24 protein-coding genes and 1 tRNA gene are annotated in these 25,952 nt (G+C 37.2%); 11 read left to right on the forward strand and 14 right to left on the reverse strand.

The features are described from left to right. Positions 1 to 57 precede the first annotated feature (57 nt). From xylE to BMW39_RS03505, 3 genes are all read right to left on the reverse strand, one after another. Positions 58 to 1,479, reverse strand: a complete 1,422-nt coding sequence (xylE, locus tag BMW39_RS03495; RefSeq protein WP_074719287.1) for a D-xylose transporter XylE — start codon at positions 1,477 to 1,479, stop codon at positions 58 to 60. A gap of 127 nt (positions 1,480 to 1,606) precedes the next feature. Then, positions 1,607 to 2,935 (reverse strand): xylose isomerase, encoded by a 1,329-nt coding sequence (xylA, locus tag BMW39_RS03500; protein WP_034977285.1) that lies wholly within the window; start codon positions 2,933 to 2,935, stop codon positions 1,607 to 1,609. 194 nt (positions 2,936 to 3,129) lie between these two features. Further along, positions 3,130 to 4,620, reverse strand: coding sequence for a xylulokinase (locus BMW39_RS03505; protein WP_034977288.1), 1,491 nt, complete (start codon positions 4,618 to 4,620; stop codon positions 3,130 to 3,132). A 467-nt stretch (positions 4,621 to 5,087) separates the two neighbouring features. Between BMW39_RS03505 and BMW39_RS03510 the strand changes: the two genes are divergently transcribed. Next, entirely contained in the window at positions 5,088 to 5,813 is a 726-nt protein-coding gene (locus tag BMW39_RS03510; protein ID WP_034977291.1) for an NUDIX hydrolase, read from the forward strand. A gap of 30 nt (positions 5,814 to 5,843) precedes the next feature. On the opposite strand, the gene BMW39_RS03515 is transcribed toward BMW39_RS03510, so the two are convergent. Further along, complete coding sequence (locus tag BMW39_RS03515; RefSeq protein WP_034977968.1) at positions 5,844 to 6,230, reverse strand: DUF421 domain-containing protein; 387 nt, start codon at positions 6,228 to 6,230, stop codon at positions 5,844 to 5,846. 482 nt (positions 6,231 to 6,712) lie between these two features. On the opposite strand from BMW39_RS03515, the gene BMW39_RS03520 reads away from it, so the two are divergent. Beyond that, positions 6,713 to 7,228 carry a hypothetical protein gene (locus BMW39_RS03520; protein WP_131474345.1) on the forward strand — a complete coding sequence of 172 codons (516 nt, stop codon included), beginning with the start codon at positions 6,713 to 6,715 and terminating at the stop codon, positions 7,226 to 7,228. Between the two features lie 261 nt (positions 7,229 to 7,489). Here the strand turns inward: BMW39_RS03520 and BMW39_RS03525 are convergent. Both BMW39_RS03525 and BMW39_RS03530 read right to left on the reverse strand, forming a co-directional pair. Beyond that, a tRNA-Leu gene (locus tag BMW39_RS03525) sits at positions 7,490 to 7,571 on the reverse strand. Positions 7,572 to 7,688: 117 nt separating this feature from the next. Then, complete coding sequence (locus BMW39_RS03530) at positions 7,689 to 8,456, reverse strand: MBL fold metallo-hydrolase (protein WP_034977296.1); 768 nt, start codon at positions 8,454 to 8,456, stop codon at positions 7,689 to 7,691. Positions 8,457 to 8,510: 54 nt separating this feature from the next. Here BMW39_RS03530 and BMW39_RS03535 point away from each other — a divergent pair, with 54 nt between their 5' ends. Both BMW39_RS03535 and BMW39_RS03540 read left to right on the forward strand, forming a co-directional pair. Beyond that, the gene (locus tag BMW39_RS03535) at positions 8,511 to 9,935 is read left to right on the forward strand and encodes a nicotinate-nucleotide adenylyltransferase (protein WP_034977970.1); all 1,425 of its coding nucleotides are present in this window, start codon (positions 8,511 to 8,513) and stop codon (positions 9,933 to 9,935) included. Positions 9,936 to 9,939: 4 nt separating this feature from the next. Then, positions 9,940 to 10,386 (forward strand): GAF domain-containing protein, encoded by a 447-nt coding sequence (locus BMW39_RS03540; RefSeq protein ID WP_034977299.1) that lies wholly within the window; start codon positions 9,940 to 9,942, stop codon positions 10,384 to 10,386. Between the two features lie 67 nt (positions 10,387 to 10,453). Here BMW39_RS03540 and BMW39_RS03545 read toward each other — a convergent pair whose 3' ends face one another. The 6 genes from BMW39_RS03545 to BMW39_RS03570 form a co-directional block, all read right to left on the reverse strand. After that, on the reverse strand, positions 10,454 to 11,179 hold the full coding sequence (locus tag BMW39_RS03545) for an ABC transporter substrate-binding protein (protein WP_034977302.1): 726 nt from the start codon (positions 11,177 to 11,179) through the stop codon (positions 10,454 to 10,456). Positions 11,180 to 11,344: 165 nt separating this feature from the next. Beyond that, positions 11,345 to 11,923 (reverse strand): DUF5606 family protein, encoded by a 579-nt coding sequence (locus tag BMW39_RS03550; protein ID WP_034977306.1) that lies wholly within the window; start codon positions 11,921 to 11,923, stop codon positions 11,345 to 11,347. Between the two features lie 108 nt (positions 11,924 to 12,031). Continuing rightward, a complete protein-coding gene (def, locus tag BMW39_RS03555; protein WP_034977310.1) occupies positions 12,032 to 12,604 on the reverse strand; it encodes a peptide deformylase in 573 nt (190 codons plus the stop codon). Next, entirely contained in the window at positions 12,601 to 13,014 is a 414-nt protein-coding gene (gene ruvX, locus BMW39_RS03560) for a Holliday junction resolvase RuvX (RefSeq protein WP_034977314.1), read from the reverse strand. Before ruvX ends, def begins: the two co-directional genes overlap by 4 nt. A 116-nt stretch (positions 13,015 to 13,130) precedes the next feature. Next, positions 13,131 to 13,724, reverse strand: coding sequence for a hypothetical protein (locus tag BMW39_RS03565; protein ID WP_034977317.1), 594 nt, complete (start codon positions 13,722 to 13,724; stop codon positions 13,131 to 13,133). 94 nt (positions 13,725 to 13,818) lie between these two features. Beyond that, positions 13,819 to 14,304, reverse strand: a complete 486-nt coding sequence (locus tag BMW39_RS03570; protein ID WP_034977319.1) for an RNA polymerase sigma factor — start codon at positions 14,302 to 14,304, stop codon at positions 13,819 to 13,821. A 481-nt stretch (positions 14,305 to 14,785) separates the two neighbouring features. On the opposite strand from BMW39_RS03570, the gene BMW39_RS03580 reads away from it, so the two are divergent. The 6 genes from BMW39_RS03580 to kbl all read left to right on the forward strand — a co-directional run bounded on the left by BMW39_RS03580 (position 14,786) and on the right by kbl (position 23,740). Beyond that, positions 14,786 to 15,481 (forward strand): ABC transporter ATP-binding protein, encoded by a 696-nt coding sequence (locus BMW39_RS03580; protein WP_034977325.1) that lies wholly within the window; start codon positions 14,786 to 14,788, stop codon positions 15,479 to 15,481. A gap of 21 nt (positions 15,482 to 15,502) precedes the next feature. Next, positions 15,503 to 16,198, forward strand: a complete 696-nt coding sequence (locus BMW39_RS03585) for a leucine-rich repeat domain-containing protein (protein ID WP_034977329.1) — start codon at positions 15,503 to 15,505, stop codon at positions 16,196 to 16,198. Between the two features lie 130 nt (positions 16,199 to 16,328). Further along, positions 16,329 to 18,776 carry a replication restart helicase PriA gene (gene priA / locus BMW39_RS03590; protein ID WP_034977332.1) on the forward strand — a complete coding sequence of 816 codons (2,448 nt, stop codon included), beginning with the start codon at positions 16,329 to 16,331 and terminating at the stop codon, positions 18,774 to 18,776. 148 nt (positions 18,777 to 18,924) lie between these two features. Beyond that, positions 18,925 to 20,376, forward strand: coding sequence for a D-alanyl-D-alanine carboxypeptidase/D-alanyl-D-alanine endopeptidase (dacB, locus tag BMW39_RS03595; protein WP_034977336.1), 1,452 nt, complete (start codon positions 18,925 to 18,927; stop codon positions 20,374 to 20,376). Between the two features lie 80 nt (positions 20,377 to 20,456). Further along, positions 20,457 to 22,388, forward strand: a complete 1,932-nt coding sequence (locus BMW39_RS03600) for a M1 family aminopeptidase (protein ID WP_034977339.1) — start codon at positions 20,457 to 20,459, stop codon at positions 22,386 to 22,388. A 155-nt stretch (positions 22,389 to 22,543) separates the two neighbouring features. Then, entirely contained in the window at positions 22,544 to 23,740 is a 1,197-nt protein-coding gene (kbl, locus tag BMW39_RS03605) for a glycine C-acetyltransferase (RefSeq protein ID WP_034977343.1), read from the forward strand. Between the two features lie 188 nt (positions 23,741 to 23,928). Here the strand turns inward: kbl and rplS are convergent, their stop codons facing one another. Together rplS and BMW39_RS03615 are read right to left on the reverse strand one after the other, a co-directional pair. Beyond that, complete coding sequence (rplS, locus tag BMW39_RS03610) at positions 23,929 to 24,288, reverse strand: 50S ribosomal protein L19 (RefSeq protein ID WP_028123220.1); 360 nt, start codon at positions 24,286 to 24,288, stop codon at positions 23,929 to 23,931. Between the two features lie 219 nt (positions 24,289 to 24,507). Next, positions 24,508 to 24,942, reverse strand: a complete 435-nt coding sequence (locus tag BMW39_RS03615) for an FKBP-type peptidyl-prolyl cis-trans isomerase (RefSeq protein WP_074719289.1) — start codon at positions 24,940 to 24,942, stop codon at positions 24,508 to 24,510. Between the two features lie 528 nt (positions 24,943 to 25,470). Here BMW39_RS03615 and BMW39_RS03620 point away from each other — a divergent pair. After that, entirely contained in the window at positions 25,471 to 25,896 is a 426-nt protein-coding gene (locus BMW39_RS03620; RefSeq protein ID WP_034977346.1) for a Fur family transcriptional regulator, read from the forward strand. Positions 25,897 to 25,952: the final 56 nt, after the last annotated feature.

Consider the following 25,952-nt stretch of genomic DNA (forward strand, 5'->3'; position numbering starts at 1 on the left):
AACAAAAAACCACCGATGATACGGTGGTTTTTTTATCTTAAAAATTAAATTCAAACTTTATTTTTCCCAAACCTTCTCAATCTCCTCAAGAGATTTTCCTTTGGTCTCAGGAACCCATTTCCAAACGAAGAACAGGGACAGAACACTCATCACACCGTAAAATCCGTATGTGAAAGCACCACTGAATTCCATCATAAAAGGATAGGTAGATGAAATTAAATAATTTGCTGCCCACTGAGCCGCAACAGCAATCGCAATCGCACTTCCTCGTATTTTATTAGGGAATATTTCTGAGATCAAAACCCAACAAATCGGTCCCCAGGACATCATAAATGACGCGGTGTAAACAATGATAAAGAACAAAGTGGCAATTCCGATGATCTGATAATATGATAATATTGCAATCGCAAACATTCCAATTGCCATTCCTACTGAACCTGTGATTAATAAAGGCTTTCTTCCCCATTTATCCACCGTGAAAATGGCGATAACAGTAAATACAACGTTCACCAATCCCATCACCACAGTTTGCAGCATCGATGAATCTTTTTGAACACCCATACTTTCAAAAATCCTTGGAGCGTAGTATAAAGCCACGTTAATTCCCACAAACTGCTGGAAAACAGAAAGTAAAATTCCAATCAAAATCACGGTTTTCCCGAATGCGAAAATTTCACTTTTATGTTCAACAACGGTGCTTTTTATCTCGGAGAAAATTTCTTTTCCACGCGCTTCACCATTGATTTTAGTTAAAATTTTCAGCGCTTCTGCATCTTTGTTAACGAACGTCAGATAGCGCGGTGTTTCAGGAACGAAAAATAAAAGGATACCGAATAGGGCAGAAGGAATCGTCAGTGACAAAAACATATATCGCCATCCGATTTCGTTGATCCATTCTACGGTTTGTCCGCTTGCGATGCCCCAGTTCACAAAGTAAACCACGAGCATCCCGAAAATAATGGCAAACTGATTCAGTGATACCAGTTTACCACGTATTTCGGCAGGTGCAATCTCGCCAATGTACATCGGGCAGACCGCCGAAGCCAGTCCCACACCGATTCCACCAATGATCCTATAAAAATTAAATGCCAGCAAAACACCCATGGAGTGTTCGCCGTGTTTGAAGAATAAAAATTCAGGATACGCCGCTCCCAAAGCACTGATGAAGAACAGAAATGCAGAAAGCATTAATGATTTTTTTCTTCCCAGCTTCGTGGAGATCATCCCGGAAATAGCGCCACCGATGATACATCCAATCAATGCACTCGAGATGGTCGCTCCGTGTGCCAGTGAGCTCAATCCTAGTGGAATGATCAGATATTCCTGAATCGATTTCTCGGCTCCTGAAATTACGGCCGTGTCGTATCCAAACAAAAGCCCTCCCAAAGTGGCGACCAACGTGAGTACAGTAACGTACAGCATGTTGATCTGCGCCTTTGTTCCTGAAGAATATTTAGGACCGGAATCTATTATTTGCATAGCTTGATTTAGTTTTAAATGTTAAAAGTTTTATTTAAACACAAATTGCACAAATGTCTTCACTAATTTCACAAATCAGCTTATCGTGCTATTTGTGAAAATTATTCGTGCAATTCGCAGTTAAAAATTATAAATACTGATTAATAATACTCTCAAGATATTCCTGCTTTCCGCTCTCTCTTCCAACTTCACCTAATCCTTGAGCATAAGTGGCAAGATCTGTTAAAGATAAGCTTCCGTTTTCGAAATCTTTACCTTTTCCAGAATCAAACGAAGAATATCTGTTGGTTCTGATCTCAGAATATTTTGATTTTTCTAAAATTTTATCAGCAGCCAGGAACGATCTTGCAAAATTGTCCATTCCGCTGATGTGAGCGATGAAAATATCTTCCAGGTCGGTTGAGTTTCTTCTGATTTTTGCATCAAAGTTAACACCTCCGCCCTGGAAACCTCCAGCCTGGATAATCACCAACATCGCCTGAGTCATTTCGTACAAATCAACCGGGAACTGATCTGTATCCCAACCGTTTTGATAATCTCCTCTGTTCGCATCAATGCTTCCCAAAACATTGTTATCTGCAGCTACCTGAAGTTCGTGCTCGAAAGTATGTTGAGCCAAAGTAGCGTGATTAACTTCAAGATTTAATTTAAAATCATTCAATAAATCGTACTGACGAAGGAAATTTAAACAAGTCGCAGCATCGAAGTCGTACTGGTGTTTTGTAGGCTCCATCGGTTTTGGCTCGATGAAGAAAGTTCCTTTGAATCCCTGAGCTCTTGCGTAATCTTTAGCCAAATGTAAAAACTTCGCCATGTGCTCTTGCTCACGCTTCATATTCGTGTTTAATAAAGACATATAACCTTCACGGCCGCCCCAGAATACATAGTTTTCGCCACCTAATTTTATCGTAGCATCTAAAGCATTTTTCACCTGTCCACCTGCGTACGCCAAAACGTCAAATGAAGGATTGGTTGCCGCACCGTTCATAAATCTTGGGTTTGAGAAACAGTTGGAAGTTCCCCAAAGCAGTTTCACACCAGAAGCAGCCTGCTTTCCTTTAGCGTAATCAGTAATAAATTCCAGTCTTTTGGTAGATTCTGTAAAGTTATCTGCCTCGTCAATCAAATCGTAATCGTGGAAACAGTAGTAAGGAACACCTAATTTGGTGAAAAATTCGAAAGCGGCATCCATTTTTTCTGTTGCTCTCTGTTTTGCATCAGAAGCCGTTAACCAGTCAAATTGCTGAGTTCCTGCACCAAACGGGTCTCCACCAGTTGCGCAGAATGTATGCCAGTAAGCAGATGCAAACTTGAAATATTCTTTCATCGTTTTTCCACGAACGACCAAATTCTCATCGTAAAATTTGAATGCCAACGGATTATCTGATTCTCTTCCCTCAAACTTGATTTTTTCTATTCCTTTAAAGTACTCTTTGTTTCCTGTCGTAATTGCCATTATTTTGATTTTATATTTTATTGATTCTTAAAATTTGTCTAACATTTTTATTTGGGCAGCTTTATCCGCCTTCCACTCCCGCTTTTTTCTGAAAAAACCAGCGCATTTCCCATCCATTTTTTCAGAAAAAGTGCTCCGTTCAAGTCGGGCTGCAACTTTGTCTTTCAAAATGAACTTTAACCATTAAATCGAGACTAAGTCGTGCTTATCACTTGTTCCAATTTATGTTTCCACTTCCCATAACTTTCTCTGTACTGATCCATATTTTTAAAATCAGGAATGTACGTTGTGGTAATATCTTTTTCGGTTAAAATATCCGTTAAGGTTTCAAATGCTCCCGCTCCGATTGCCGCTGCTCTTGCTGCTCCTGTGGAACCAGTCGTATCGAAAATTCTAATCTCCGTATCTAACAAGGTTGCAATCGATTGCGCGAATAGAGATGAACGGAATAAATTGTCTCCACCGGCTTTGATAATTCCTTTCTGTAAACCGTCATTCATCAGAATTTCAGTGCCGTAAACGAAAGAGTAGGCGATGCCTTCCAATCCAGCTCTGAATAAATGAACACTTTTGTGACGGTTAAAATTCACATTATAAGTAGACGAACCGATGTCTTTATTTTTTAAAACTCTTTCCGCACCATTTCCGAATGGTAGAACGATGATTCCGTCTGATCCGATTGGGATTTGTGAAGCCAGATCATTCAGTTCCTGATAAGAATGTCTTTTCTGATCCACCTGGTGACGCAACCAGCTGTACTGAATTCCCGCGCCATTTAAACAAAGCATTTTCCCAATTCTCGGTTGCTCTTTCGTATGATTAATGTGCGCAAAATTGTTTACACGCACAGATTCTTTAGAATGAATATTGTCTGTCACACCATAAACAACGCCTGAAGTTCCACCTGTAGCAGCGATTTCTCCGGGATTCATAACGTTTAATGATAATGCATTATTCGGCTGATCTCCGGCTCTGTACAAAACAGGAATTCCTTCAGGCAAACCACTTTCTTCAGCACCTTGTTTTGAAACTACACATTGCTCCGTAAAATTGTCTACCACTGTTGAAACCAAAGATTCATCAATTCCCCAATGATTCAATAAGGTTTTTGAAGCCTGATGTTTCTGGAAATCCCAAAGCACGCCTTCTGAAAGTCCGGTAACGGTTGTTGTTGCTTCACCGCTTAATTTTAAAGCGATAAAATCTCCCGGAAGCATAAACTTCCAGATTTTTTCATAGACTTCCGGCTCATTTTCTTTGACCCATTTTAATTTCGAAGCGGTGAAATTTCCCGGTGAATTCAAAAGTTTATTCATACAGACTTCTTCACCCAAATCATCAAAAGCTTTGTCGCCGGTTTCTACCGCACGGCTGTCACACCAGATGATGGACGGACGCAAAACTTCTTTATCTTTTCCCACCAAAACCAAACCGTGCATCTGATAAGAAATCCCGATGCCTTTGATCTCGTTTTTGTCGATGTGGCTTTCTGCAATTATTTTTTGAGTCAGAATTCTAAGATTTTGCCACCATTGTTCCGGGTCTTGTTCTGCCCAGCCGATCTTTGGAGAATCAATAGCCATCTCACTTTCAGGATATTTCGCGTGAGCGATCACTTTTCCGTTTTCATCTACGATGGATGCTTTTATCGATGAGCTTCCGACATCATATCCTATGAACTTCATGATTGTAAATTCTTTTGTAAAATCATGGGTTTAATATAGAATTATTCTTAATTGACAGGTTGTTTTTATGGAATTAAATTTTATTTCATGTTAAGGTATTGTATTGTTGACTTAACAATGCATTATTAAATGAGAAATCGTGAAATGTCATCAATTCTGAACTTATTCGGAAAAGTATGATAAGGTAGGCTGTTTTTGGCTTGTCGTGGTGCTTTTTCTCACTTTTAATTAACCAAAATCTTGTCGGCGCAAGGAGAATTTTATTAAACAAGAAAAAATGAGGAGAAATCGTTCAGAAATCGAGGCGACATTTTAATATCATAAAAATTACAGTAAGCTTATCATTTAATGTATTCCATTAATATTATTGTAATGGTATAATATGCTGTTTTTTAGTTAATTAAATTGAGTACTGCGTATTGAAAGTAATAGTTATATTTGTTAATCACTTAAATCCTGCTATTAAAATGAATTATAATTTTATTCACACATACGTTTCTGTAGATTGTGTCGTCTTCGGCTTCGACAAAGAGAACAGACTGAATATCCTCTTGGTCCTAAAAAACCGCGATAAGGCTCAGATGGAAAAACAGAGACGATTGCCAGGAAGCCTGATCTTAAGTGATGAAGATGTGGATGATGCGGCGCAAAGGGTATTGCATGAGATCACGGGGATCAAAAAGATGGTTCTCAAACAATTCAGGTGTTTTGCGGATCCGAACCGCGCCAGCGATCCGGAAGATGCGAAATGGATGGAGGAAGAATATAAATCAAGCATCGATAGAATTATCACAGTTGCTTATCTGTCGCTTTGCAGGATCGATCAAAAGATGAACAGTACAAAGTATGATACGGTGGATTGGTTTCCGATTGATAAAATCCCAAATTTACCCTTTGACCACAATCTGATCGTGAAAGAATCTTTGATCGAAATCAGAAAATGGATCGAGTCCGATTTCACGATCATCTTCGAATTGTTGCCCAAAAAATTCACGATCAGGCAACTTTATCAACTGTACAACGATCTAAGTGAGCGATACATTGATATCAAAAATTTCCACAAGAAGATCGCTTCTTTTAATTATATCATTCCGCTGGATGAGATGGAAACCAATGTTTCGCACAGAGCGGCAAGATATTACAAGTTCGATGCAAAAGTTTATAAGAAAAACAATACTAAGCTGATCAAATGATAAGCGAAAAAACCACTAAAAGAACTCATCCTATGCGAATGTATGGTCTTTCCTTATTCCCAACACGAACTCTCCATCCTCGATGACATAGATAGGTTCTCCTTCTATGATATTTTCGAATCTCTCACTCTTCATCGCAAAATAGGTGATGGCCCGATAAAGTGCGATGATTGAAATGAATACGATCACGGAGGGAAGGATCGGGGTCTCCTTGCTAAACATAGGGTCTCCTGCTGCAGAACCGAGTGCGATGATGATGGCGACCTCGAACAGGGACAATTGTCGCACGCCTTTCTTTCCAGATAACCTTAAAATCAGCAATACCATACTGAACATGATAAGTGTTCGTACGACTATTTCCAACGCAAAGCTGAAATTAAGGTCACCAACGAAAATTTTGCTCCAATTCTGGTCCATATTTCTTTTTTTTATTAATAATTGACTGTAATAACAAGTTTACCGCCATTACCATTCGTAAAACAGCACGCCTTCTCAGAAAGTCACAACATCTGTACAAGGAAAAATGAGTAATTTTAGACTTTATTCAACTAGATATTTTCCCACGAGGTCAGTGAAAGGTTTCAATAAATTTTTACATCTAAAGCCGATTTTCCATTTATTTCAAAATGAGAAAAAAAAACTAAAATAATGTTCTTTTTCGAAGTATTATTCTTTTGTTCAAAATAAAAATTTTCTAGTATTATAGCTTATTTATGTAATAGTTTTCTGGTCGAATTACTACTATATTTGAGATGAATAATCATCATTTTTAAGTAAGATTGATAAATAATAAGTGGTGTTTTGTGGGAGTTTTTGGAAACCTTGATCATTAAAAAATAGCATAGGCGATTTGCTTATGTTATTAAGAAAAAAAAATTACTTAATTAAAATGAAAGACGATGAAACTTTTAAATAAAATAAGATTATCCGCTATGTTGATTCTTTCGGCGTACGTGATGTATGCTCAGGGAAATGCGAAAGGTAATGACCATAAAATAATAGATTCCAATCCTATTCATACCATATCAGGAAATGGAATTTTAAATGTCGGGACCAATGGAAAACTTTCTTTTTCGGGAGCAGAAAGTAACTCCGATTTTGAGATGACTGACAGTGCAATCAAAGCGAAGAAAGACGGTATTTACAGATTTACTTTAAATACAAATTTGGCTACAACGGAGAGAAAGCAAAAGGATTTAAGTTATTATGTGAACTTAAATGGTAAAGAAGCTTTTAGTAAAAACCAACGTGATTTCCCTTCCAATGGCGAATTCTATTTTCAAATACAATTGAAAGCCAATGATCTGATCACCTTTAATGTTAAAGGAAGTGAAGAGATAAACAGTGCGAAGCTTCAAAATACTTTAAAGGTGGAGTTCACCGATCCTCAACTTATGAGAACTGAAGAAGAATAACGGTCAAGATTTAAATTGAATATTAATAATGATTTGCCTTTGGAGATGTTCATCAGTAATCATTAAAATGAAAGAATGTTCGTGGAAGTAGATGGATTGAATAATAGCTTAATTGGTTCGAGATTCCTATAAAAAAAATTAGAACTTTTTGCAAATCGTCACGAACAGCTAGATATACTACTCCATTATATCAAATAAATAATGAGTTAGGAGCCAAAAAAAACCGGAGAGAAAGTGAATTATCACCTTTTTCCGGTTTTGTACCCAGTGCCGGAATCGAACCGGCACATCTTTCGATACTAGAGTTTGAGTCTAGCGCGTCTACCAATTCCGCCAACTGGGCTGATGTTTGTTTTAAATTGGTGTGCAAATATAGGATTATTTTTGACCCGATAAAAATGATTCACAAATAATTTTACATTTATTTTTTAACGAACTGTAAATCAAAAATATATTTTTTCTAAAATTCGATTTCCAGACCATCAAAAGCCAGATGAACGTTCTCGGGAAGCTCATTTTCCACTTCATCATGGAATCCCAAATGATGACTGATGTGAATGAGATAGGTTTTTTTAGGTTTAAGTTCATCCACCAACGCCAAAACTTGTGGCAAAATGAAATGTGAATGATGTGGTTCCGTCTTCCTAAGACAATTGATAATGAAAAAATCAAGATTCTTCAATTTCTCTTTTTCCTTATCATCAATTTTACTGGCATCCGTAATGTAAGCGAGATCCTTAAATTTAAAACCTAGAATATTGATCTCTGAATGAATGATATCGATTGGTTGAACTTCCACTTCTTCAAATAGTTTAAATTCTTTCTCGATTTCATAAAGGTCAAAGCTTGGTGCGCCTGGATATTTTTGTTCTGAGAAAGCATATGGAAATCTGTCTTTGATCTCAACGGCAACCCGCGAATTACAATAGATGGGCATCGAGCTTTTATTTTTAAAGATCAAAGGTCGAAGGTCATCCAAACCGATAATATGGTCGTTGTGTTCGTGTGTGATGAGAACTGCATCGATCTGTTCCTCAATATTCGTCAACATTTGCTGACGAAAATCGGGGCCGCAGTCAATTAATATTTTCTTTCCAGAATCCGAAGTTACAAGGGCAGAAGTGCGTAAACGTTTGTCTTTTTGGTTGGTAGAAAGGCAGACCGGATGATGGCTGCCAATAACAGGAATGCCTTGCGAGGTACCGGTTCCTAAAAATTTTAAAAGCATTTTTATTTTTGCTGTTATTTTGGTAAATTTACAAAATAAATCTAATTCTTCGTGATAAAGCCAAAACTTACCCCTAAGCAGAAAGCATTAGCCATCAATCTGGATTCATCCATCTACGGAACTTTTGCGGAGATTGGAGCAGGTCAGGAAACTGTGAGACATTTTTTCCGTGCTGGAGGTGCTTCTCAGACGATTGCAAAAGCGATGTCTGCTTATGATAAGGATTTCAGTGATGCCATCTACGGTACCGAAAACAAAAACCGATATGTTACGCAAAACCGTCTCAGAAAGATGTTACGCTACGAAATGGCGCTTATCGAAGAAAGAATTCCGAGAGAGAAAAATCCAGGAAAAAAATTCTTTTCCTACGCCAATACCGTAACGACCATCAATTTTGATAAAACCTCCAAAGGCCACGGCTGGGTGGGAATCAGATATCAAAACTCTGAAAGCGAGGAATATAACGAGATCGTGATCCACGTCAAATTCAAAGAGACCAATCCAACTTTGCAGCAGGAAACTCTGGGAAGTTTGGGTGTTAATTTGATCTACGGCGCTTATTTCTATATCGATAATCCAAGAGTTTTGGTTGAATCTTTATATGATGATCTTTCACTTGACCGTTTGGAAATTGATATGATCGACTTCAGCGGACCGGCTTTCCAATATGTGGACAATCGTCTGATGAGTCTTCAGTTGGTGAAATTGGGAATGACAGACGCGGTGATCTTTAACTCCAAAGGAAGCAATATGTTGCCTGCGGATATCCTTTACAAGAAAAATATTTTTGCCGTGAGAGGAAGTTTCCGTCCTGTAACTCGCGTGAATATTGATATGTTCGAGCATGGTTTGGATCTATTCAATCAGGATAATGCCTGCGATAGTGAGAATACGCAGATTCTATTTGAAATTACCATTTCGAATCTGAGAGCGGCCGGTGATATCGATGAGCGTGATTTCCTTGATAGGGTTGATATTCTTGGAACTTTAGGCTACACGGTGATGATCTCCAACTTCTCAGAATATTACAGGATGGTGGATTATTTCTCATCGTTTACCAATCAACACATCGGCGTTGCAATGGGCGTTAACAACCTGTTGGATGTTTTTGATGAGGAATATTACAAGAATCTTCCAGGTGGAATTTTGGAAGCCTTCGGTAAGTTCTTCAAAAAGGATATGCGCGTTTACTTGTATCCTTACAAAGACCCTGAGAATGGCGAATTGCTGACGTCAGAGAACCTAAAAGTTCACGATAACCTGAAAGAATTATACAAGTACTTCAAGCTCAACAAGAGAATTGTTGACATCGAAAAATATAATCCAAAATTCCTGGAGATCTATTCCAGAGAGATCCTGAAAAAGATTATGGCCCACGATCTGGGTTGGGAAGATGAATTGCCGAAGAGTGTGGCACAAATGATAAAAGACCGAGGAATGTTCGGATATAAAGAATTAACTTTCGAAGGATTAAAATAAAAAAATGGTAGAGCTAAAAAAACGACTTTCAGTAATTTTGGAAAGTCCACAAGATACAAATGTGAAACTTCTGAAAGTTTGTCAGCTTTTGGATAGAGAGATCTCTTATTACAACTGGACAGGTTTCTATTTCAAAAACGGCGACAAGGACGAGTTGGCTCTTGGGCCTTATGTTGGTGCGGTGACGGATCACGTAATCATTCCATTTGGAAAAGGAATTTGCGGTCAGGTAGCGGTTTCTGGAGAGACTTTCGTGGTGCCAGATGTTCACGCTCAGGATAATTATCTTTCTTGTTCCATTGATACAAAAGCGGAAATCGTGGTTCCAATCTTCAAAGACGGTGAAAACATCGGTCAAATCGACATCGACAGTCATTCTATTGACCCATTCACCAAGGAAGACGAGGAGTTGCTGAACTGGCTTTGCGAGGAGGTTGCGAAGGTTTTGTAAAATATTAAAATCAGAATTAAAGATATAAAGTCGTAAATTTATTTTGCGACTTTTTTTTATAATTTAATTAATTAATTTCCTCCAACAGCTTCCGATAATATTCCCCACACTTAGCCAAGTGCGATCCATACCAAGAAAAAGCTTCTCCATCCACAATCATAATTTTCTGATTAATACAGACATTCTGGATCTCCGCAATATGTTTTTCTTTAAAAGGAAAAGGCTCTGACGAAAGGAAAATCAAATCTGCTTCTTTCAAATCTTCCAATTGAACTTCGGGATAACGTTTTTGGTCTTTAAACAAATTTTCAAATCCCAATTCTTCCAAAATCCTCGAAATAAAAGTGTCGCTACCAACCGTCATATAGGGATCTTTCCAAATCAGATAAGCAACTTTCAATTTATTTTCAGACTTCGGAATATCAAAAGCTTCATAAGTTTTCAGATTGAACAATTGCGCTTTTTCTTCCTTCCCAAATAGGTGTCCAAGTTGTTTGATCAAATAATAATTGTCTTCCAAAGTCTCCACATTCGTCAACAAAACTTTGAAGTCTTTCATCAATTCTTCAACCTGTTCTTTCACGTTTTCCTCCTTGTTGGCAATGATGAGGTCTGGTTTTAAAGCTTTGATCTTTTCAATATTAAGGTTCTTCGTTCCGCCAATGATCTCGACATCTTTTACCAATTCTTTCGGATGAATGCAGAATTTTGTCCTTCCAACAATTTCACTGGAAGTCAAACCTAAATCGAACAATGTTTCCGTAATGGATGGAACAAGCGAAACAACTTTCATTAATGATTTGATTTAATAATAATTATTTTCAATGATGTCGGTCTAAGTCATTAAGACTTAAAACAAAAAAAACTCTCTCAAAAATAAACATTTCTGAGAGAGTTTTATGAATTGAAACTAAAAAACAATTTTCCTCCCTTTAGGGTCGGGGAAGGAAAATCTATTTTATTGATCTTCTTTTTTAGTCGCTTTCTTAGCTGCTGGCTTTTTAGCTGCCGGTTTTTCTTCAGCTGCTTCTTCCGTTTTTGGAGCCGCTTTCTTAGCTGCTGGTTTTTTAGCTGCAGGTTTTTTTTCTGCTGCGTCTTCAGTTTTTTCTTCAGCCACTACCACTTCAGAAGGTGCATCTGTTTTTAAGAAACTTTCAGGCGTGATGTAACCTGCTTTGTGCAAAAGGTTGTACCACTGAGCCAATTTCTTGATGTCTGATTCGTAAACTCTTTCCACATCATAGTTTGGAAGAGAAGCAGTCATGAATGCTCTAAGCTCATCGCCAGAGGATTTGTGACTGATGGTCGCTTTGTAATCGTAGTTTTTTGCAACATTTTCAAAAACTTCGAACAATGGAACTTCTTTGTCAAAAGTGAACATCGCGATATTGTCCAACAAACTTACTTGGCTGGAGTTTGAGATGCTCGTTTTCTTTTTAGTTGAGATATCCTCAACGATAAATCCGTTCTTTAGTTGAGAAACCAATTTGAAAAGTCCCGGTTTTCCGGAGATTGAAATAATTTTTTCTAACTGCATTTTAGTATGTTTTCTTTAATCTATTTTAACTTAGTTGATAGTTGTCTGTTGATGGTTGATTGATTTGGATTGAGAAAACTTCCATCTTCCCGCATCCAACTTCCATCTCTACTTCGGAAACCTCATTTTGTAATTCACGCTCACGTCGCCGTTTGCTATCTTTTGAAGTTTTCCCTTCACGATTTTTTTCTTCAAAGCGCTCAAATGGTCAGTGAATAAGATTCCCTCGATATGGTCGTACTCATGCTGAATGACTCTCGCTCTGATGTCCTGAAAAGTATCGGTATGTTTAACGAAATTTTCGTCGTAATATTCTATTTTGATGGTCGATTTGCGCTTCACATCTTCACGAACTTCCGGAATGCTGAGACAACCTTCGTTGAATTTCCATTCCTCGCCAGACTCTTCCAATATTTTTGCATTGATGAACACTTTTTTGAAGTCTTTCAATTCGTCCGCAATATCTTCATAATCCTCGTCATCCGCAAGAGGCGAAACATCGATGATGAAAAGACGAATATCCAAACCAATCTGTGGCGCTGCCAAACCAATTCCGTTGGCACCATTCATCGTATCGAACATATTTTCGATTAGCTTTTTCAGCTCAGGATAATCTTTGTCTATTTCCTGTGCTTTTCTTCTTAAAACCGCGTCGCCAAAGGCTCTAATTGGTAAAATCATCTTTTTTGTTCTAAAAAATTCTGCAATATGATCGTTGCACTCACTTTGTCGATCAATCCTTTTTCCTGTCTTTGTTTCTTGTTCTTTCCGCTTTGGCTAATGAAAAACGAAGCCATTTTGGAAGTGAAACGCTCATCCAGACGATTGATCTTTTTATCTGGAAATTCCTTTTCGAAGTTTGAAATAAATTTCTGAATTTCAGTTTCGATGTCGGACATATTTCCTTTCAGATCGGTGGGAAGTCCAACAACAATTTCATCGACTTGGTTCTCGGAAAAATATTTTTTCAGAAAATCCATTAGCTTTAGTGTTTCCACCGTTGTCAGTCCGCTTGCAATGATCTGCATATCGTCTGTTACGGCGATTCCCGTTCTTGCTTTTCCGTAGTCAATTGCCAGGATCTGTCCCATAAGTTCGCAAATTTACAAAAATTTTCAGCTTATGAAAATCAGATGCTTATTAATAAAAATAAAAAGCCGCAAACTTTTGAATTTGCGACCTGAATATTGATAATCTCAGCCTAATGCTACTTTTTCATCTCCTCAACCAAAATCTCGATTTTCTCAATATATTTACCATAGAAATGTTTGAACCACCAATTTCCAATGAAATATATTGTTGACAATCCGAACACAACCGAACCGATGAAAACCAAGGTCAAATAGCCGTTCGTGTACTGATGCGTGTGCGGAATAGACTCAATAACAATGATCATCTCACAGACAAAGAACGGAACGAAACTTAGATAAAATGAGAGGTAATATTGCTTATTGAGATCAAATTGATGAAGCAGATCCTTCAACGAGTCCAAAGTTCCCAAAGCAGGATTGCTAATTTCTTTATAAAGTTTGAAAAATTTACTAAAGAAAAATGCTGTTACCAAAGTCATACAAATGACCAAAATTTCGATGTAAAGATTGAATCTGAAAGGTAACGGAAAAAACCAGATTCCAATTAAAATAAAAGGCATCAGAATCACCGTTGACCAAAATTCATAGCGCATATTTTTCCTGATCCTTTCCAGAGGATGATGCAGTTGCCTCTGCTTCTCAGGCGAGATCTCCGGCGTTTCGGAAACATCTTCCTTATTCCAAAGTGATTTAAGATTATCGAGTTCCATATTTTTGATAGTTGATAGTTGATAGTTGATAGTTGATAGTTGATAGTTTGTGTAGTCTGGAGAAAGGTTGTCAGGCTGAGGTTCTCGAAGCCCGCTATAAAATTAATTCCTTCAGTTTCTCCTTTGCTCTATTTAGTTTCACCCGCGCATTTCCCTCCGAGATTCCCAATTGTTCCGCCATTTCTTTTCCTGAAAAATCTTCGAGATAATAGAAAATCAAGGCTTTGTCAATGGGATTCAATTTTTGGATGGCTTCATACATTTGCTTCAGTTTCAGCTCATCTTCCAGGTTGTAATCTTCCTCTTTGATTTTATAAACCGAAACATCATCGTTTTGAATGAAGCTCCGTCGCTTTTCCGATTTTAGGAAAATTATCGCCGTATTCAATGCAATTCTGTAAAGCCAAGTTGAGAATTCAGACTTTCCTTCGAAGCTCGAAAAAGACTTCCAAACCTGATAAACAATCTCCTGAAAGAGGTCATTTTGGTCGTCACGGTTGTCCATATACATTTTGGAGATTTTAAAAATAATCCCTTTATGTTTTTCGATTTTCTCTAAAAATTCCTTCTCAGAATCCATTCCTTGCTTTAACTCTATTCGGTTAGTAGAAATAAAAATTATTTGTTACAAAAAAAATGGAAGCCATAAGAACGAAAGCAAAAGAATTAAACGCTCCAACTCTCAAACCCAATTTGGGCGCCTTTTTCCGCCTTCCGTTCCCGCTTTTTTTTGCCAAAGCTTTTCCCTCAGCAAAAAAAGAGCTCCACTCAAGTCGGGGCGCGCTTTGCATAATTTGAACATTTGTCAATAAATCAACATTTTTTATATCTACACTATTTGTCATTCTGTAGGAATCTAGACTGGTGAGATTCCTACGGAATGACAAACTGAATGTTTTAACACTTTTGCTTTGATGAGTTTTACGCCTTTGCGAACCTTAAAAATATTTTCAATGATGTAAAAAAATCTTAGTGGACTTTGCGTTCAAAAAGATGCAGTAATTTTTCATAATTTTGTAAATCATTCATAATTCATCACTCATCATTTATAAAAATAATAGATGTCTTTAAAAATTTCAGGACTCACAAAAAAATTCGGAGAGCAAACTGCGCTCAACGATATCAACATAAGCATTTCAAATAATGAAATCATCGGACTTCTCGGCCCAAACGGCGCTGGAAAATCCACCTTGATGAAATCCATCACAGGCGTCCTGAAAATTGACGAAGGCGAAATTTTGTTTAATGACAAAAACATCAAAGAAAACGAAATCGAATCCAAAAAGAAAATCGGTTTCCTGCCGGAGAACAATCCGCTTTACAATGAGATGTACGTGAAAGAATATCTGCAATTCGTAGCCAATCTTCACAACATCAAAAAAGAAAGAGTAGAAGAAGTGATAGAATTGGTCGGGATCACGCCAGAAAAGTCCAAGCAAATCTCGCAACTTTCCAAAGGTTACAAACAACGTGTCGGACTCGCTCAAGCCATTCTCCACGAACCGGATTTGTTAATCCTCGACGAACCAACCAACGGCCTCGACCCCAATCAAATCGTCGAAATTAGAAACGTCATCAAAGAAATCGGGAAAGAAAAAACCGTGATTCTTTCCACGCATATTATGCAGGAAGTGGAAGCGCTTTGTTCACGTGTGATTTTGATTCATCAGGGAAACATCATCCAGGATTCGCCAATTTCTGAGTTCAAAGGAAAATTTGGAAGTTTGGAGGAAGCGTTCCAGAGTTATACGGTTTAATTATAAACGATTTACTTTCTAATGAAAAGAATTATTTTCTTATTTCTTGTGCTAACTTTAATTAATTGTAATGCACAAGAAATTTCTATAAAAGATACAAACTTGAAATTTGAGTTATTAAAGCAATTGGACAATAATAAAAATGGAAAATTAGATATTTTTGAAGTTGAAAATGTTACAAAGCTGAAATTAGATGAAAAAAATATTATTGATTTAAGCGGAATTGAACACTTCAAAAACTTAAGAGAGTTAAATCTGAGAAAAAATAGAATTTCAGATTTTTCGGTTTTAAATAAGCTTGTAAATTTAGAAGACCTATATATTGGCGATAATGAAAAAGTTAACGAATTGAACCTAAATAAACTTGTAAAATTAAAAGGTATATACGCGTTTAGATTAGGTCTGAGTAAAATAAAAATTAATTCGAAAAACATTCAATTTATCTACCTGCAGGATAATTTATTTACAGATTTTAATACAACTAATTTTCCGAAATTACATACTTTGAATCTTGATGGTTGTAAACCGCTGAGAAAATTAAATCTATCCACTAATACTGAATTGGTTCAATTGTATTTAAACGGAACTTCTATTGAGAAACTTAATGTTTCAAACAACAAATTTTTAAAAACTATGTATGTTGAAAATTCTGTAGAATTGATAAAAGGTTCCGATCAAGAAAATCTCAAACCAGCTCCAATAATTAGAGTTAAATAAAAAATTAAAACGTACTCAGTTATTGAGTATAATCTTTAGTTCTCTGCTGAGTTTTACGACTTTGCGAACATTAAAAATATTTTCAATAATTTCAAAAAATCTTTGCGCGCTTTGCGTTTAAAATAACAACTTGAACTTCGCCCAAATTATCCTTCCGCTCAATCTCAAAGGAACTTTCACCTACAAAGTTCCAGAAGATTTTTTGGATAAAATTGAAGTTGGAATGCGGGTTCTGATTCCGTTTGGCGGAAAGAAAATCTACACTGGAATTGTTGCCGAATTATTTGATGATTTTGAGGACAGTTTTGTTCCGAAAGAAATTATCAATTTGCTTGACAATCAACCGATTGTTCCGAAACAACAATTGGAATTCTGGAATTGGATGAGTTCGTATTATCTGTGCAATCTCGGCGAAATCTACCGTTTTGCTTTTCCATCTTCGCTAAAATTGGAAAGCGAAACTTATGTCCGATTATTATCAGAAAGAACAATCGATTGGCAAAATCTGGATGCGAATGAGACTTATTTGTTGCAAGCTTTAGAAGTGCGTCAAATGTTGAACTTGCAGGAAATCGAAGCCTTCATTCCAAAAAAAGAAATCATCAAAACCATCAATGCTTTGATTGATGAACGATATATTTCGGTCGACGAAAAAATCACGGAGAAATATAAGGCCAAGGAAATCGCTTACGTGAAAGTGAATGATGAAGCTTTGGTTTCGGAAAATCTGGCGAAGATTCTTTTGAAATTGGACAAAGCCAAGAAACAGAAAGATTTATTCCTCAATATTTTATCTAAACAAATTGATGAACCCAAAACGCCGATTCGGAAATCTTTGGTTTTTGATGAGGGAAATTTTGTGAATCAACAACTCAAATCTTTGATAGAAAAAGGTTGGGTTTCAGAATATTATCTCGAGAAAGACAGAATCGATTCTTACGAAGGCGAGTTGGAGGAAATTGAGCAATTGACTGATAATCAAAAGTTAGCAGTTTCGGAAATTAACAAAGCCTTCGAAGAAGACAAAAATGTTTTGCTCCACGGCATCACGTCCTCCGGAAAAACGCATATCTATTTAGAAAAAATAGAAGACTGCGTCAATTCAGGAAAAAATGTGCTTTTGCTTTTGCCAGAAATTGCGTTGACAAAACAAATCACCATTCGTCTTGAAAAAAAATACGGTAAAAAACTCGGATTTTATCATAATAAATTAACGGATTTTGAACGAGTAGAAGTTTGGCGGAAAATCAAAAAAAATGAACTTCAAATCCTGATTGGAACTCGGAATTCTTTATTTCTTCCGTTTGAAAATTTAGGATTGATAATCGTTGATGAAGAACACGATTCTGCCTATAAATCCAGAGATTCCAATTTCTTTTTCAATGGGAAAGATTCGGCGATGATGTTGGCGGAATTTTACAACGCAAAACTGATTCTAGGTTCAGCGACGCCATCGTTGGAAAGCTATGATTTGGCGATGAAAGACAAACTACGCTATGTGCCTTTGAATGAGAGATTTGGAAATGTGGCTGTGCCCAAATTTGAAATCATCGATGTTAAGGAAGCGCAGAGTCAGAAGAAAATTATAGGTAATTTCAGCCAAAAAATGGTTGACGAAATCAATCTTCAGTTAAAACACAAAAAGCAAAGCATCATTCTCCACAACCGCCGTGGATACGCCAATGTTATCGAGTGTGAAACCTGTGGACACGTGACTTATTGTAGCAATTGCGACGTCGTGATGACCTATCACAAATCTGCGAATGAACTGAAATGCCATTATTGCGGACACAGAGCCGGAAAACCGACGGCTTGCCCGAGTTGTCACGGTACCAATCTGAACACAAAAGGTGTTGGCGTGGAGCAAATCGAAGAGGAAACTCAAAAGATTTTTTCCGACGCCGAAGTTGACCGAATGGATGTAGATGCGATGCGCAAGAAGTTTGCGTACGAAAAACTCTACGAAAAACTGGAAAATGGCGAAACCGATATTTTGGTCGGAACGCAGATGATTTCCAAAGGTTTGGATTTCGAAAACATAGAATTGGTCGTGATTCCAAAAGCAGACGCATTGATTTATGTCCAGGATTTTCGGGCTGAGGAAAGAGCTTACCAATTGATTACGCAAGTTGCAGGAAGAGCCGGAAGAGTTTCAGGCGAAGGAAAAATTTTAATCCAAACCTACAATCCGTCGCACTCGATTTTTGAATTGATTAAGAATCAAAATGTTAAAGAGATTTACGATTATTTTCTTGATGAAAGAAAGAAATTTCTCTATCCTCCATTTGTGAAATTGATAATGATTGAGCTGAAACACAGAAAAGAAGACAAATTGAACAGAGCTTCGCAATTTCTGGGTTCGGTTTTGAGAAAATATATTCCTGAAGAATGTATTCTCGGACCCGAAAAATCGCCGATTGCCCGAATCAACAATCTTTATCAATATCAGATTCTATTGAAGTTTCCGAAGAATAAAAACTACAAAATCTACAAAGAATTGCTTGCAAAATCATTGGAAGAATTTGATGAAATTACCGCATATAAATCTATCAAAAAAGATTTCTTAGTTGATTTTTAACTATAATTAACAAAATTTTGAATCTTTTATTACGGGTTCCCGTAACTACCTTGGCAATATTCTCTAAATTTACTACGTTTTGAAATTAGATTAATTTCTTCAAAATCTTAATTAAAAATAATTCAATAAAAATGTAATTCTTTTGAGAATGAATAAATTCAAAAATTATTTTTCGATTTTAGGCTTAGGGCTTTCCTCTTTTATTTTTTCACAAGGCACATCTGCAGGAACTTTGCCTCAGGTTGCAGACCAACAGCTTCTCGTAAAAGACATCACCGCGGAGAAAGCGTTGTTGTCTCCAAAAGAGCAAATCGAATTCAACATCAACAAAATGTTCACCGACCCGGTTCTCCGAAATGCGAATTGGGGATTTGTGGTTTATGATACGAAAACTGGAAAAATTGTCACTTCTTATAACGAAAATGCACCATTGGTTCCAGCTTCAACCACAAAACTGTTGACCACAGAGACTGCTTTTGCATTGTTGGGAACCAAATACAGATGGAACACGCAGTTGGAATATTCTGGAAGCATCGATGCGGAAGGCGTTTTGACCGGAAATCTTTACATCGTCGGTAGTGGTGACCCGTCTTTGGGTGGAAACAGAGGTGGCGCATCGAGTTACGGACAAATCGTGAATCAATATTTGGACGCGATAAGAGATAAAGGAATCAAGAAAATCACGGGCGACATCATAATCCAAACAGCGATTTTCAAAGAAAATAAAACCGACCTTCCGCAGAACATCGTTTGGTTGGAACAAGCCAATTATTTCCTGCCAGTCGGCACTACGAAGGACATCAATCCAAGAAATGAAAAACTGATTGTAAGCCAATCCAACAATCCTTTCAATCAGGTTAAAAAGTATTTTTACGTTTCGCCTTACTCCAACAAGATGGTTTTTGCAGACCAGTTTGATGGCGCTTGGGTGACGACGAAAGTCGCAGAACCACCTGCTTTTTTGGCTAACAAATTAAGAGAAGGTTTGGTAAGAAGTAAAATTTCAATCGCTGGAAAAGTAACGCCGAAAATCGTTGATAGAGAACCAGAACCAAGAGAAATTCTGACGACTTACAAATCGCCAACTTTAGCAGAAATCGTGAACTATACGAATCAGAGAAGTGACAACGGTTACGCAGAAGCTATTTTGAAATCGAACGGTTTTATGAAATTGGGCGACCAAACCACAGAATCTGGCAGAATCGTTGTGACAGACCATTTGAAAGACATTAATTTCGATACCGTTGGACTCAATTATATGGATGGAAGCGGACTTTCCAAAGCACATACGGTGACGCCAATTTCTCAGGTCAAATTTTTAACGGCATTAATGAAAGCGCCTTATTACAAGGAATATATGGAATCTTTGCCAATCGCGGGACAGACCGGAACATTGAAACATATGTTTTTGGTCAACTCCAATGGACAGATTTTCGCGAAAACTGGAACTTTGAACGGGGTAAAATGTTTGGCTGGCTACATCAAAACCAGAAGCAACAGAACGCTGGCTTTTTCTCTTTTAATTAATAGATTCTCAGGTTCCGTAGCGCAGGTGAAAGACAGAATGGAACAATTGCTGGACCCGACCTTAGATTTGTAACAATCAACATCTTATAAAATTTTAAACTCACAATTTCTTGTGAGTTTTTTTGTAGCTTTGATTTAAATAATTCTGAGGTTATGAAAAATTTTTACACATTAATCATAGTTTTTTTAGCGGTCAATTCCTTGTTTGGACAATTCCATAATATCGACAAAAAAGGATTGATAGAAGCTGAGAAGAATAGAGCTTCGCGAGGAATTTTGGACGTGAATGTGAATCCAAATACACTTAATTATGATTTGACTTATGTCAGATTGGAATTGGACCTCGACCCAAACCAGCAATACGTTTCCGGAACGGTGACCTCGCATTTCAAAATGTTGCAGAATTCCAGTAATATTTATTTTGATTTGGCCGATAATCTCACCGTTTCAAATGTAAAATACCACGGTCAGGATTTGACTTTTCAACAATTGAATACAGATGAAATTAAAATCAATTTTCCCGCTTCTGTTTTAGCTCAAGTCACAGATTCTCTATCCATCACGTACAGCGGAATTCCGGATGGAAGTGCCAATGCTTTTGTCGCAAGCCAGACACAAGCTGGAAATCCTGTTTTGGTGACTTTGTCAGAACCATTTGGCGCCAAAGAGTGGTGGCCGACCAAGCAAAGCCTTAATGACAAAATTGAGAAATTAGATATTAAAATCACAACGCCAGCGCAATATACAGTCGGTTCAAACGGAAAACTAATGTCTGAGACCACTCTTGGAAACGGAAAAAAACTCACGTATTGGCAAACCAATTATGCAATTCCGGCTTATCTTTTTGCTCTAGGAATTTCAAATTATGTTAAATTAAATTCAATGATTACCACCGCTGGAAGTTCTTTTCCATTTCTCAATTATGTTTATCCATCGTCGGCCAACGCAAGTGTACAAGCCAATTTGGATTGGACGGCGACCAATATGCAAACCTTTGAAGACCACTTCGGTTTGTATCCGTACAGAAACGAAAAATATGGGCATATGCAATCCAACTGGGGTGGCGGAATGGAGCACGCAACGATGTCTACAATGGGCTATTTCGCGCAGGATTTGATTGCCCACGAGTTGGCGCACCAATGGTTTGGCGACAAGCTGACTTGTGGCGCCTGGAACGACATTTGGCTCAACGAAGGCTTTGCGACAATGGGCGAATATGTGGCTTATGAAAAATTGTTGATGAGTCCGTCGCAGTTTCAAAATTATCTGCAAACCGAGATGGACCAAATCACAAGCTTGCCTGGAGGAAGCGTTTATATTCCCGACAGTCAGTTGAGTTTCAATCGGATTTTTGATGGCAGATTATCTTACACCAAAGGCGGTTACGTACTTCGAATGATAAAATGGATTCTTGGTGATACGCAGTTTTATGCAATGTTGAAGGCTTATCAAGACAATCCTGCTTTTGCTTACAATTATGTGAAAACCTCAGATTTTCAGAGCTTTTTGAGCAGTTTTACAGGAAGAGATTTCACGGAATTTTTCAACGATTGGATTTATGGCGAAGGTTATCCAACCTATCAAATCAAATGGACTCAAAATCCTACAACAAACAAACTCACATTTCAAGTGGGGCAAACCACAAGTCATTCGAGCGTCAATTTCTTCGAAATGCCGTTGCCAATCAAGATTTCAGGCTCTGGTGGTCAAACGGCTAATTTGGTTCTCAATCATAATTCAAACAACCAATATTTTGTGGAAGATGTTGGTTTTGAAGTGACGAATGTTGCATTTAATGACGAAAAGCAAATCATTACAAAAGGTTCAAACGTTGTTAGAGATAACAGTTTAGGAGTCAATAATATTAATAAAGAAAAATTAAATGTCTATCCAAATCCCGCAAAATCCTTCATTAAAATTGCAGGCTTAGAAAAATCTTCAGAGTATGAAATTTTCTCTGTCGATGGAAAATTAATTAAAGAAGGGAAAGCTAATCCAAACTCTGAAATCAATATTTCTACTTTGGTGAAAGGAAATTATATTTTGAAATTTAATAATCAATCGATTAAAGTGATTAAGGAATAAATAGAATAAACCCCTTCAGAGTTTCAAACTCTGAAGGGGTTAAGTTTTCAAATATTTGCGTTTATATTTTAATTTTCCCAAACGTTAAAACATCACAAAAAAGCACACAATTGAAGTGCTTTTTTTATTTTTGTTAAAATCGAAAATCAATAAAAATGATATCACAAAAATTCCTCGAGAACATTACCAATGAGCTAACTAATATAGAAAATGACGGTCTTTACAAAAAAGAAAGAATTATCACTTCCCAACAAAGTGCGGAGATAGAAGTTGGTGGCAAGCGATTACTGAACTTTTGTGCGAACAATTATCTGGGATTATCCAACAATCCAGAAGTGATGAAAGCTTCCAAAGATGCAATCGATTCTCACGGTTATGGGATGTCATCGGTTCGTTTCATTTGCGGAACTCAGGATATTCACAAAGATTTGGAAGCCAAGATTTCCAAGTTCTTAGGAATGGAAGATACCATTTTATACGCCGCGTGCTTTGATGCAAATGGAGGCGTTTTCGAACCTTTATTTTCAGATGAAGATGCAATTATCTCAGACGAACTCAATCACGCTTCAATTATTGATGGTGTAAGATTGTGTAAATCTGCTAGATACCGTTACAAAAACAACAATATGGAAGATTTGGAATCACAGTTGATTGCCGCTTCCGAAAAAAATCACCGTTTCAAAATTATCGTTACTGACGGCGTTTTCTCGATGGACGGAATTGTGGCTGACCTAAAAGGCGTTTGCGATTTGGCAGACAAATATGATGCGTTGGTAATGGTAGATGATTCTCACGCCACCGGATTTATCGGAAAAACTGGACGTGGAACGCACGAAGCAAATGATGTGATTGGAAGAGTCGATATCATTACGTCAACGCTTGGAAAAGCGTTAGGTGGCGCTTTAGGCGGATTTACTTCTGGAAAAAAAGAAATCATCGATATGTTGAGACAACGTTCTCGTCCTTATTTATTCTCAAATTCATTAGCACCAGGAATTGTAGGCGCAGCGTCCAAAGTTTTGGATATGATTTCCGAAGATACTTCGTTGAGAGACAAAGTAATGGAAAACGCAGCATACTTCCGAAAAGAAATGAAAGCCAAAGGTTTCGATATTCCGGACGGTGACGCAGCAATCGTTCCTGTGATGTTGTATGATGCAAAATTAGCTCAGGAAATGGCAGAAAAACTTTTATCAGAAGGAATTTATGTGATTGGATTCTTCTATCCGGTGGTTCCAAAAGGAAAAGCTAGAATCAGAGTTCAGTTGTCTGCAGCACATTCCAGAGAAAATCTTGACAAAGCGATTGCAGGCTTCGAAAAAGTAGGGAAGGAGCTAGGTGTAATTTCTTAATTCAAAATAAGTTCTAAAAATTTCATCAAAATTATTTCCCCAGCCATAAAGGGAGTAATTTTGATGAAATTTTAAATAAATTCTGCTCCCTTTAGGGTTGGGGCAAACAGAATTTATTTGAAATTCAACAAACAAAAAGACCAGCAAAAAATGCTGGTCTTTTATATTTCAAGAAGAAAATCTCGGGATTATTTTTTACCTCCGTAAGACTTGTCTTTGATTCTTGCTTTTTTACCTCTAAGGTCTCTGAAGTAGTAGATTCTAGCTCTTCTAACTCTACCTTGTCTGTTAACTTCGATTTTTTGAAGGGCAGGCATATTGATAGGGAAAACTCTTTCTACACCTACATCACCAGACATTTTTCTGATAGTGAAAGTCTTAGTAAGACCAGTTCCTCTCAATTGGATTACAGTACCTTTGAAGAACTGAGTTCTTGTTTTAGCACCCTCTTTAATCTCGTAATACACAGTGATGGTGTCACCGGCTTTGAATTCTGGGAATTCTTTTTTCGTAATGTACTTATCTTGTACGTATTTTACTAAATCCATTTTTTGTAATAAAAAATTTGTTTTGTCAAGCCAAGCAACATTCACGTCCTTCGTCAGAGGTTGATTAACAGGTTGCAAAAATAAAAATAATTTTTAAAACAACAAAGATTAATTTGAATTAAATCATAACTTTTTCCAAGCCGAAAATCTTTCACTCAGAAATGCTATCGCATTGACATTAAAGCAAATAGCCAAAAGCCAACCGCCAAAAGCCAATTACTATTTGATTTCCAACAGTTCCACATCAAAAACCAATGTGCTGTTTGGTCCAATTTCTTTGCTCACTTCCTGCTCACCATAAGCCAAATGTGGCGGAATCGTAAATCTGAATTTACTACCAACAGACATCAATTGCAAACCTTCTGTCCAACCTTTGATGACCCTGTTCAATGGAAAAGAAGCTGGTTTTCCGCGCTTTACAGAGCTGTCAAAAACTTTGCTCGTAATCGTAGTTCCGTGATAATGGCATTTCACAGTACTTTTCGCTGTCGGTTTTGGGCCTTCCGTTTCCACCAGGATTTCATATTGCAAACCACTTGGCAAAATAGTCACGCTTTCTCTTTTCCCGTTTTCAACCATATAATCCTGGCCACTTCTCAGGTTTTTCTCAGCCAGTTCCTTTTTTCTTTTGAATAACAAATCCGCTACGCCCATATCAAAATTTTTTTCAAAGGTATTTATTATCCGCTAATTCATCAAAAATTCCCACTTATTTCCCTTAACTTTGATAGAATAAATTAAGATAAGACAATTGATTAGGAGCTTAATCTCGCTGTCCACTATATCTTTTTTATTTTTTTACACATTTCGTTTTCCAAATCAAGCGAAGCACAAAAAAAATAAAAAAGGATGCCGTTCCCATCGGGGCTAGGGATTTCGTCTATACAATCACGTTTTGTCATCAAAATTTAAGATTTGTCAAAAATTGAAAAATGCACCGAAACACACAGTTTGTCATTCCGTAGGAATCTCAACACACCATTAATAAATAGGTTTAGATTCCTACGGAATGACAATATTGCGTTTTAAAATCTGCAAAATCCGCCCAATCTGCGAGAAGTAAATTTCATTATTTCATAGCTGAGCGTAAGCGCCTTTGTGACCCTTAAAAATATTTTCAATACAGTAAAGAAAATCTTTGTGCACTTTGTGTTAAAAATTCCCCTATTTAAGAGAAAAATTATGAACAAAGAAATCGAAAACAAACTCATCCACAAAAATACCAAACCAACAAGTATGAGAATCTTGGTCTACGATTTCTTGAGCTCACAACAAGTCGCCACCTCCTTATCCGAAATCGAAAACCACTTCGACAACGCCGACCGAACCACAATCTACCGAACCCTAAAAACCTTCGAAGAAAAAGGAATTGTCCACAGCATTCAGGAAAACACAACCACCAAATACAAATTATGCCACAACGATTGCGACGAAAAAACGCACAAAGACTGGCATCTCCATTTCTACTGCAAAATCTGCAAACAAACCACCTGCAAAGAAGACATCTCGTTCCCCGAAAGTATGAAAACCAATTTCAGAATCGATGAAATCAAACTTTTCGCCAAAGGAATCTGTGAAAACTGCCTAGAAGAAAATTTTAATAATTAAAATAACCACTTTTGTCAGTCTGAGGCTCTCGAAGACTTTAAACATTTAAGCCAATT

It is taken from the genome of Epilithonimonas lactis, assembly GCF_900110605.1.
Classification (GTDB): Bacteria; Bacteroidota; Bacteroidia; order Flavobacteriales; family Weeksellaceae; genus Epilithonimonas; species Epilithonimonas lactis.